Genomic DNA, 10,112 nt, shown 5'->3' with positions numbered 1-10,112 from the left:
CCGGCTTTGAGTTGATAGTTGCCTGTTTTGTACGTGGCACTAACATCCAGGACGCTGTACGCCGGGATGTAGCCTGCTACCGGGTCGCTACTGGTGCGGGCATTGGTGGCATCGCCAAAGGCATCGCCGGTATGATTGTATTGGAAGGTGCCGGAAAAATGTGCATTGTTGTAAATAATCCCCAGGCGGTTGATGACTCTTGCCGCCGCTTCCACGCGGTTGCCCTTGTATTCTCCCGACGTGTAGTTGGCATCAATAAAAGCAAAGGAGTTAAAAACACTCAGACCGTTTTTGGTTTGCGGATGCAGGTATTTGAGCAGGTTGAACTCCAGGTAGCTCTCCAGTCCTTTGTGCACACTGTTTGCCGCATTGGTGCGAAGGGTGTATTCGTTCCCCGATGCATCGGTTTTCAACACCACACCGATGCGGTTGTTGTAGGCAAGATAAAAACCACTGATGTCAAAATTCAGGAAGTTCCTGAGGGTTCCCCGGTATCCGAGGTCGGCGTTGTAACCGCTGGCGTCTTTGAGGGCCGGATCTATCTTCGAGGTGACGCCAAAGGGCTCCAGCGCACTGTAGTCAATCGGACGATAGGCCTGGCTGATGTTGCCATAAAGACTGGTGTACGCAGTTGGTTTGTATTCGATACCCAAACCAAAGAGGGGGATGTAGCGGTTGCGCACTTGATCAGCAATCATCTTATCCAAGCCATCAATCTTATAGCCTCTTGCTGTACTGTTTAGGTATTCAAAGCGGAAGCCTGGCGTAACAGTGAACTTCTTTCCCACACGGAAGATGTTCTCAACAAAGGGTGCCAGGTTGGTGGTGGTAAAATCAAAGGCATATTCCCATTCCCCGGTGATGCTTAAATCAAAATCGCTGCCCGTGGTGCCTTCACCACCGCCCTGCCGTTTGAACCATGCACGACTAAAACGAAGTCCGCCTGCCAGCGTTGATTCATAGTTGCCTAAGGCGTAGTTGTGCGACAACCGCAGTTCGGTTGTGGTGTTGTGCATGTCTTCGTTTTCCACTTCACGGGGAACATACTGGCTTGTGGACGGATCAATTTCATCCGGTGCATCCGGGCCGCCGTCTTCGTTGCGCCATACGAGCGAACGGTTGCTAAATAAGTAAGACGTTTTCAGGCTGAGGGTCGTCCTTTCAGAAGGCGAGTAATTCAGGTAAGCCGTTACAATGTTCCAGGGGCTTTTCAGCCAGTTGCGGGCACGGGTGGAAAGTTTGGGATTTCCATGGAACATGCTGTCGGAAAGGCCACCCGGCATCTGAATGCGGTTGCGGAGCAACGAGTATTCGGCGCCAATCTTCAACCGGTCCGTTGCGTTGTATTGCACTTTAGCAAAAGCCGATGCCTGCCGCTGGCTGCTGTTGGGACGATAACCTTCCAGGGTGCGGTATTGCAGAAAGCTATAGTAGTTCCATTTTTTGTAGGTGCCACCAAACGAATTGAAAGAATTGAAAAGGCCAAAGCTGCCCAGGGTAAGGGACGTATTGAATTCAGCGGGCTTATTCAGGGGGGCGTCTTTGGTGAGGTAATTCACCAGGCCACCAAACTGGGGTCCGAATTGAAGGGAAGCTGCGCCTCTGACCATTTCAATGCGGCTGACCGCTTCCATTGGTGGCAGGTAGTAGGCTTCGTTGTAGCCATAAATATCCGCACTGATGTTGTAACCGTTCTGGCGGGTGTTCATCTCGATGCTTTGCGTTGGGTTGAGCCCTCGTGTAGCGATGCCGTTGGCGGTAAAGCCGCTGCTTTCCGTTTCCACAATGTTCAGCCCCGGAATGCGACCCAGGATCTGCCGGGTGTTGTTGATGGCCTTGTTGGCATCCAAACTGTCGGTTATGATGACTTCGTTCTTTTTACCAGCGTAAATCACGCCGTCTTTTACCTCCAGCAGATGGCCAACACCATTCACGGTCCGGTAGCCGGTGATGGTTACCGGCTTTAATATTTTAGAAGAATCTTGTTGGGCGTATATGGAAATATTGCTTAAAAACAGCAAAAAAGCGCCAAGTGATCTTTTTCTCATTGTTAGGACAAAACTTTGGCGCGAAATTGAGAGAACCTAAGCCGACCCGGTTACAAAATCGAGAAAAGCTACTTACGAAAAGCGAAATTTCTTTTTGTAGTTTACCAGAACTGGGCACGGTAATACACTTACGGCACTTTTGATGCGCTGCTTTGCAGCCTGGTGCAACTTAAAACCAGACATGCGCAACGATAATAAAACAATTTATGAGACCACTTACTGCCAAAAGGTGTCTGTGCCGGTGATACAGACTTTCTTCCGCCAGTTTGAACTAACCACCTTTGGCCCATATAAATTGAATAACTGAGGACGGGAAAAGAGTTCATACAGTACCGGTATGTTTCCTGCTAGTAATCCTCAAAAACTTCCGATTGTCAAGTCAAAAGCTGCTTCTTACAAAATTGGTATCAGGTGTTGTGCTCAAGCAAGAAATGATTGAGCAGCAAGACGGGAAAAGCAAGATTCTTTAATCATCAAATCGGAAGACTTTATAAATCTTCTTTTCTTCAGCCGACTTATTCTTACGATTCTTCTTTTTAAAATATTAAAAAGACTATTCCGGTTGGGTGGCCGAAACCGATTGCTGCAAAAGACACCGAAGCTATTTTTTGGAGAGTAGGCAAATTGGTCAGAAAGAAAAGGAATATGTCAATTCTGTAGCCGGTAAGTTCAGCCTATTAACGACAGGGCCGAGACAAAATAGCCTTCAAACTTTTAATTACCATTTTCATGTTTTCGAGCTCTATCAGCCGTATTTATTTGGACATCTCGCCTCTGGATTGCAACTTTGTTAACATTCGTTAACATTTATTAACGTTCATTTAGATGCTTGCTAATACTCCGAAATGCGAATTGGAAATATCAATTGTATTGCCTTTGTACCAGCCTAAGGGAGATTGGGCTGAGCAGTTTCTTGATAACCAAAATAAATTAAAGGCTTTATTGCCACGGTTTAACCTTACCTACATTGCAGTGCATGATGGTCCGACCGTTGCGGAACTGAAAAACAGGTTTGCATCTATTCAGGCTCTTTGTCCTGATATTTTATTTTATGATTACGAGGAAAACAGGGGCAAAGGTTACGCCTTGCGCTATGGTGTGAGCAGAGCCACTGCACCCTATACAATTGTGATGGATTTTGACTTCCCTTTTGAACTGAAAAATATTCAGCAACTTATTGAAGAACTATATGCAGGCTCCGAAGTTGTTACAGGAAGGCGAACCTCACAGTACTTTTCCATCTTGCCTTTCAAACGCAAAATCATTTCCCGGATTTATTCTTTTTGTAACAAGCTTTTCTTTGACCTGCCAGTAAACGACACACAATCCGGTTTAAAAGGATTTAATCAGAACGGGAAAGCCGTGTTTTTGCAAACATCGATTGACCAGTTTTTAATCGATACGGAGTTTTTGCTCCGAGCAACGAAACGTGCGCTATCTATAAAAGTTATTGATCTTCATCTGCGACAACATGTGTCTTTTTCCGATTTTGATTACAAAGTCTTAAGAAAGGAACTGAGAAACCTCCTTTCTTTGCTGCGTCTTCAACACCGCCTGCCAAAAGAAAAGCACGTCTCGTTCGGCCCATTATATTCTACCTCTATCAAAATGACCGAAACAAAATGAGCAACAAAACCCGGATGTCATGGACACGGAACGTTTTGTACAATGAGAAGCTGGGCTGGGCGCTCTGGTTTGGACTGTCTCTTTTCGCCGCTCTTCAGGCCATTGGCCTTCACGAGATTAACAACTTTCTGGTCTACCGCCACGTGTATGTTCACCTGATTCAACAGGTAAATTTATACCTCCCTTACCCCCAGGAGCACTACGATGTGAATTTGTACGGTCCGCTCTTTGGACTTGTGATTGCCCCGTTTAGCTGGCTGCCGGTAAATATGGGTTCGGTGCTTTGGGTGCTGTTCAATGTTTCTTTTCTGCTGTTTGCCATCTATCAACTGCCAATCCACCGGAAATGGAAAGCTGCGCTGGTCGTGTTGTGTGCACATGAACTAATGAATGCCAGTTCCTGGCTGCAGATTAATGCCCTGATCTGCGGCTGTCTTCTTTTGGGATTTGCCTACGTTCAAAAGGAGAAAGAGGGGCATGCCTTGTTTTTCATCATGGCAGCGACCTTTATTAAGCTGCTGGGAGGTGTCGGCTTTGCTTTTTTCTTATTCAGCAGCAAACCGTTCCGCTTTTTTGTATGGGCTGTTGTGTGGAGTTGCGTTTTTTTCGTACTCCCGCTGTTGGTAGTTTCATTTCCTTATTTAGTGCAATCCTACAAAGACTGGTATGTTGCCATTCTGGCAAAACATGAGAAGAATGACTCATTGACGGCTCCAAACGTCTTGTACCAAAATGTTTCGGTCCTCGGTATGCTGCGGCGCATTTTTTACCTGCCTAAAATGAATGATATTTTCATTTTGCTGCCGGCGTTTGCGGCTTTTTTAAGCCAGTTCTTTCCGGTAAAGCATTACAAAGACTTGCGCTATCGGCATTACATCCTATGCTCGGTGCTGTTAAGCACGGTCATTTTTAACTCAAGTTCTGAATCGCCAACGTACATTATTGCTATGCCAGGTCTTTGTCTTTGGTATTTGCTGCAACCCAAAACAAAAACGGTGAACATCTTTTTTGCTGTGGTTTTTTTCATGACAACTTTTTTATATTCCGATTTGCTGACACCATGGTTTCGGGAACATGTGGCAAAGCCTTATTCCATTAAGGCGTTTCCATCATTTGTCGTTTGGGTAGTCATTTTAGTACAAATTCATAAAAAACAGTTTCTAAAAGCACGTAATTCGCCTTCAGCTGGCTAGGTGCAGTAATTGATGTATGAGTAGAGACCGGAAAATACTGTTAAGCTTTGATGTTGAAGAATTTGACCTGCCTTTGGAATATGGGCAGGCAATCTGTATTGAAAAACAATTACAAGTTGGTTATGAAGGACTTCTGGAGTTGATGCCCTTGTTGCAACTGCCGTATGTAAAAACAACTCTTTTTACGACCGCTTTTTTTGCCTTCTCTTATCCTGAAACAGTTCGGGAATTGGCTTCAGATCATGAGATTGCTTCACACGCCTTTTACCATTCAACCTTCTGTGAACAGGATTTACGCACCTCAAAAGAAGTCCTTGAAAAGATAACAGGTCAACAGGTTTATGGTTTACGAATGCCACGCATGACGCGTGTGCGGCCCGATGCTGTAAGGAATGCAGGTTATAAATATAATTCTTCCATCAACCCAACCTGGATACCGGGCCGTTATAACAACATAAAGTTTCCTCGAAAGCCATTTGAAGAACAGGGGATCCTTCAGATTCCTGTTTCAGTCACTCCACACCTTCGAATACCATTGTTCTGGCTTGCCTTTAAAAACTTACCGTATAAACTTTTTCTACGCCTTGCCCTTTATACATTGAGAAAAGATGATTATTTGCTTCTATATTTTCATCCCTGGGAGTGGGCAGATTTGTCAGCATATGCCGCCCTGCCGGACTATTTAAAGAGTGGAAGCAAGCAACTATTATACGCAAAAATAAAACGATTGCTGTGCGATCTTTCAAATGAAGGAGATTTCTGTACGATTAAAAAGTTTAGCATAACAGGAATTAAGCAATGATTGGTGCATGGTATAGCTGAAAACAATTCTTTAAGGTGGAACATCGTGCTGCATTATATAAGGCTAAAATCCATGAAATAGGCCAAAGGCTTTGAGCAGCCAAATAATGACCGCAATGACGACAACAACGTTCAGGATGGTTTTGATGGGGTAAGCCATCGGAATGAAACGGTTGATTAGCCAAAGCAGTACTCCCACAATAATTAAAACCAATACGACATTAAGAAGATTTCCGGGCATAACATGAAAGTTTATCTGTCTGTTTTGCTCTTTACCTATTGCCGGCTACCAAGAGGATAACGGAGGCAAATTGTTTCAGAATCTAAGGGCAAGGTTAAAAATGTTGTGCCAGCGCTTTTTGGTTAATACATTAATTCCACCCAGCAAGCAACATTGGTCAGGCGTGCCGGAACTGTTCTGCCACCGTTCCGCGTTTGCGTTCCCAAGCGTTGGTAAAAAAACAACAGGCCGGGTTGGTATTTTGACAGTCATCCGGTATTTGTGGCAGTCGATATTTTCCACGTCATTGTGGAAGTTTGTACCAACTTTTTCTGTTGTTTCTTTTACTTCACAGCCAGCTTCTTTACACCTTCCATGGTTTTGCCCTGGCGTATAATTGGCCCTGCCGATTTTTTCAAAGAAGTTTCCCTTCTTATCGACCACTTCGATTTCCCAGAGTTCCCTTCTTTTCTATTGGGTGTAACCCGGCCGCCACGGCCAACCGCCACACCATCGCCCAGGTGTACACACTGTCATTGACATTTATCCACGGGCGTTGCGTCAGAATACGACCTTTCTTCCCTTTGGCTGACATTACTTTCCATCGGCGCGTACTAACTTCCAAGGTTGATGGTGTAGTTGTCGTCGTGGCGGTTCCGTTGGCCTTGTTTGTCATGGTGGACGTGGTGCCGGCTTACCTGCTATTGGTACGGACTGAAACCAACACGGCTGCGAGGGCTATCGCAATGATCTTTGCAGATTCCTCCATTTTTTAATGCATGCGAGCAGGAAAGGCCGAAACAGAACCCTTTGGCGAAATGCTGCGGGACGGCTGAGTTCGAAAGTTCTGTGTGGTTGGGACGTGCAAGCAAGAAAGGTTTACCCGCAAGAAGATTGGCCGGGACAGCAATAGAGCGGGCACACCGCAGCGTTGTTCCTGTATGTGGAGCTATGGCTACAAAAAGCAAAGGTCTATAAGGTGGGTGGTTTCAGGCGTTTGCATAAGGGCGGCTCCGTATTCTTCCTGCGCCAAAAAAAGTTCTGCGTCCGAAAAGTCGGCAATGAGGATGTTCTGCTTGCAGAGCAAAAGAAAACCATGCAGTTGAACAGCTGCCAAAAAACAACAGGTTTCTTCAATAGATGAAAAGGAAAGTGAATGCGGGACCACAGGGTCAATCTGGTTTAGTTCAATATAATGGTTGAAATAGGAAAACCTTTTTTTGCCGGACCTTGCTGAAGGCGCTCGTAACCAAGCAAATCTATGACGTCAGTAGAAGATGTCGAATAGCATATTCATGTGATTTCTGAGAGACTGGCTCTGGCTAGGATAAACCGGGATAAAAACTTTATTTGATGACCTTGTGAACACCTGGAGTTTCCACAGGTGTTCAGGTGAAACGTATTTGTGGTGGGAAATACGTCAGCGAAAAATGGACCCGAAAATCCATTTCTGGCTACCAATCCAATGGTTGGAGGAATGCGACGGATAGGAAGCTTCATCAGGTATTGATCAGGCTTTGTCAAATTATTGGCTGTGCTGATGTGTGCCATTCGCAAATGCTTCCAAGGACGACAATCAACCAGGGAGTTCAATACAATGATATGCCATTCCCGTTCAATTCGGGGCCCGTTTTGCGAACGATTCCAAGGATAATCAGTCTTTCTTTTTGCAAGGATGTTATAGGCGCAAACAATCAAAAGTTTGAAGAGCTAAAATAGATCGCAAGTGATGGCGCTCTGTTCTGCCAGTCGTGGTGAGTTGGATAAGAGGGCAGTGCTGAATAGGTTATTCAATTTCTTGCACTTTAAAGCTACAAATGGTGAATGGCCGAGTTAGTAACGGTTTGCTAATTGCCAACTAACTAAATTTGGCAATATCGTTATATCTTCTAATGACTGGTTCGACTTCCGTCCACCGCCCTCGACCTGACCGCGCTGAATAGTGTGAATCGATGGTATGGATGAGTTCTGTTTCTAAAAGATATTAAAGGGCACATTTAGTCATCTATTCGGATGTTCTAAACGGGAATGTACTGGGAAACGGGTGGTGATTTTTCAGGATTAATGCGTAATATTCGTGGAGCGATTTAAAAGTAAGGTGGGCACTGGTGAAGAGTAACCCGCCAACAAAACCTGTGAACTCTTTAAACGTAAACGAGCTTTTGGCTATTGGACAAACAGCTTGGTGAAAAGCAAACCATCTTTTTATTATTTCAAACATGAACCTGGCATTTGTGGAAGTAAATCATAGCATGAATGGGAAAGGTAAGAATAGGATTATTGGTCGATAGTTTTCAAATTCCGTTCTGGTCGTACCGGCTGATTGAAAACTTAAATTCGTCTGATTTTGCAGAAGTCGTTCTTGTCGTAAAAAAGAAAATGACCGTTCCGCAGCGGTCATTCAAAGAAAAAGTAAACGATAAGCTCAGGTATTTTCTTTATGAGTATTACAAAAGGTGGGAACATAAAAAGTGTGCTGCGTCCCCGGATGCTTTTGCAGCCAGAGACCTGAAAGAGTTGATCAGCGGTTGTCCGCTAATGGAAGTGGAATGCATTGAAAAAAAGTTCTCGGATTTTGTAAAGGAAGAAGATGTGGCAAGAATTGCTGAATACAAAGTGGATGTGCTTATCCGCTTGGGCTTTCGGATCTTGCGGGGCGGAATTTTACGCGCTGCCAAAATGGGTGTTTGGTCGTATCATCACGGTGACAATTTTGTGAAAAGGGGGGGGCCGTCCGGCTTTTGGGAGTTTTTCAACAAAGAAAAAGAGATCGGTTCTATTCTGCAGATCCTCACCGAAGATCTGGACAGCGGTGACGTGTTGTACCGGTCATGGTCAACCGTTTATCCAACCCACAATGGAACGCTGAATGGCTTTTACTGGAAAACTTCCCGTTTTATTCCCCGTAAATTAAAAGAACTGCACGACCAGGGGGAAGAAAGATTTTTAGAAAAATTAAAATCTGAAAACGGGCACTTGAGCTTCTATTCAAACCGGCTTTACACCTTACCGGACAGCTACACGTTTTTCAAGATACTGGTTGGAGAGTTTTGGCACCGACTCCGGTACAAAATCTGGAGTCTTTTCAACCACGAACAATGGATCCTTTTATATTCGTTCAACAACAAGCCCGGTCCTTCTACCTCCATCTTCCGCTACAAACGGCTGATCCCTCCAGCCGATAAGTTTTGGGCTGACCCTTGTGTGATTTTTGATAGCGGCAAATACTTTGTTTTTCTGGAAGAATTTCTGTACGCTGAGAACAAAGGGCATATATCTGTGCTGGAAATTGATCCGAAAGGGAACTATTCTGAATCCAAGGCGGTACTGAAAAAATCCTACCACCTGTCTTATCCCTTTGTCTTCCCATACGAGGGAAACTACTACATGATACCCGAAAGCGAACGAAGCGGGAATATTGAGCTGTACAAGGCAAAGAATTTTCCATATGAGTGGGAGTTCAAAATGTATCTGATGGAAGATGTCACAGCGGTGGATACGACCGTTCTGCTAAAAGACGACAAAGTGTGGATGTTTACAAACATCGTGGAAATGGAAGGCGGACCATTTCACGATGAATTGTTCCTGTTTTCTGCCGATACGCTGTTCACGCAGGAGTGGAAAAGTCACCCCTGCAATCCAATTGTGTCGGATGTGAAATCTGCCCGCTCGGCCGGTAAATTGTTTTATCATAACAACAAGCTTTACCGCCCGTCGCAGGATTGCTCCGTCCGGTACGGCTATGCAACGGTGATCAACGAGGTGGTGACACTGAGTGAAAGCGAATACAAGGAGCGCAAGGTCTCTGTGATTGCACCCAATTGGGCCCAGGACATCGTGGCAACACATACATTTACTTTTGAGAAAGATCTTTCAATGATTGACGCCCTGATGCAAAAAAGAAAATAAAGCACATTTCAATTGCCCACCGCCTCTGTGCCAACTCGTATATAGTTACCTCTTTTTAAGTAAACGCATTGAGCGCAACCATTTTTCTTCTTTGCGCCAGAACCGGCGGCGGTAAGCCCCTTTGGTTTGTTGTGGATTCGAAGTGGTACCTGGCTTGTCCCGTTTGCCGTCTTCCGGAGCTGCCGGATGGTCTGGTGAAGGACTTCAATGTTGTTTCTGACCACCTGGATCTTCTCCGAACGACCGGTGCCTAATAATGCCAATAGCTCTGTCTGCAGCTGCAACTATTGTTTGGGGATGATTCTTTGCATGATT

7 protein-coding genes are annotated in these 10,112 nt (G+C 45.0%); 5 read left to right on the top strand and 2 right to left on the bottom strand.

What is annotated here, in order from left to right; all coding sequences use genetic code 11:
• On the bottom strand, window positions 1-2,048 hold a 2,048-nt coding region (locus D6024_RS25860), incomplete at its 3' end, for a TonB-dependent receptor family protein (protein ID WP_162945046.1).
• An 825-nt stretch (window positions 2,049-2,873) separates the two neighbouring features.
• Between D6024_RS25860 and D6024_RS25855 the strand changes: the two genes are divergently transcribed.
• From D6024_RS25855 to D6024_RS25845, 3 genes are read left to right on the top strand one after another with little or no spacing between them, the layout of a single operon-like run.
• Complete coding sequence (locus tag D6024_RS25855; protein ID WP_121357725.1) at window positions 2,874-3,674, top strand: glycosyltransferase family 2 protein; 801 nt, start codon at window positions 2,874-2,876, stop codon at window positions 3,672-3,674.
• Window positions 3,671-4,867: a glycosyltransferase family 87 protein gene (locus tag D6024_RS25850; RefSeq protein WP_121357724.1), complete on the top strand. Its 1,197-nt coding sequence runs from the start codon at window positions 3,671-3,673 to the stop codon at window positions 4,865-4,867. Before D6024_RS25855 ends, D6024_RS25850 begins: the two co-directional genes overlap by 4 nt.
• Before the next feature lie 16 nt (window positions 4,868-4,883).
• Window positions 4,884-5,669, top strand: a complete 786-nt coding sequence (locus D6024_RS25845) for a polysaccharide deacetylase family protein (protein ID WP_121357723.1) — start codon at window positions 4,884-4,886, stop codon at window positions 5,667-5,669.
• Window positions 5,670-5,732: 63 nt separating this feature from the next.
• Here D6024_RS25845 and D6024_RS26990 read toward each other — a convergent pair whose 3' ends face one another.
• Complete coding sequence (locus tag D6024_RS26990; RefSeq protein ID WP_162945045.1) at window positions 5,733-5,909, bottom strand: Thivi_2564 family membrane protein; 177 nt, start codon at window positions 5,907-5,909, stop codon at window positions 5,733-5,735.
• 2,235 nt (window positions 5,910-8,144) lie between these two features.
• Between D6024_RS26990 and D6024_RS25830 the strand changes: the two genes are divergently transcribed.
• Window positions 8,145-9,797, top strand: a complete 1,653-nt coding sequence (locus tag D6024_RS25830) for a glucosamine inositolphosphorylceramide transferase family protein (RefSeq protein ID WP_162945044.1) — start codon at window positions 8,145-8,147, stop codon at window positions 9,795-9,797.
• Window positions 9,798-9,865: 68 nt separating this feature from the next.
• Window positions 9,866-10,051, top strand: coding sequence for a hypothetical protein (locus tag D6024_RS26985; RefSeq protein WP_162945043.1), 186 nt, complete (start codon window positions 9,866-9,868; stop codon window positions 10,049-10,051).
• Window positions 10,052-10,112 lie beyond the last annotated feature (61 nt).

Source organism: Flavisolibacter nicotianae, assembly GCF_003628535.1.
Taxonomy (GTDB): domain Bacteria; phylum Bacteroidota; class Bacteroidia; order Chitinophagales; family Chitinophagaceae; genus Flavisolibacter; species Flavisolibacter nicotianae.
The sequence above is the reverse complement of the archived record's forward strand: the minus strand, read 5'-3'. Positions and strand labels throughout refer to the sequence as shown.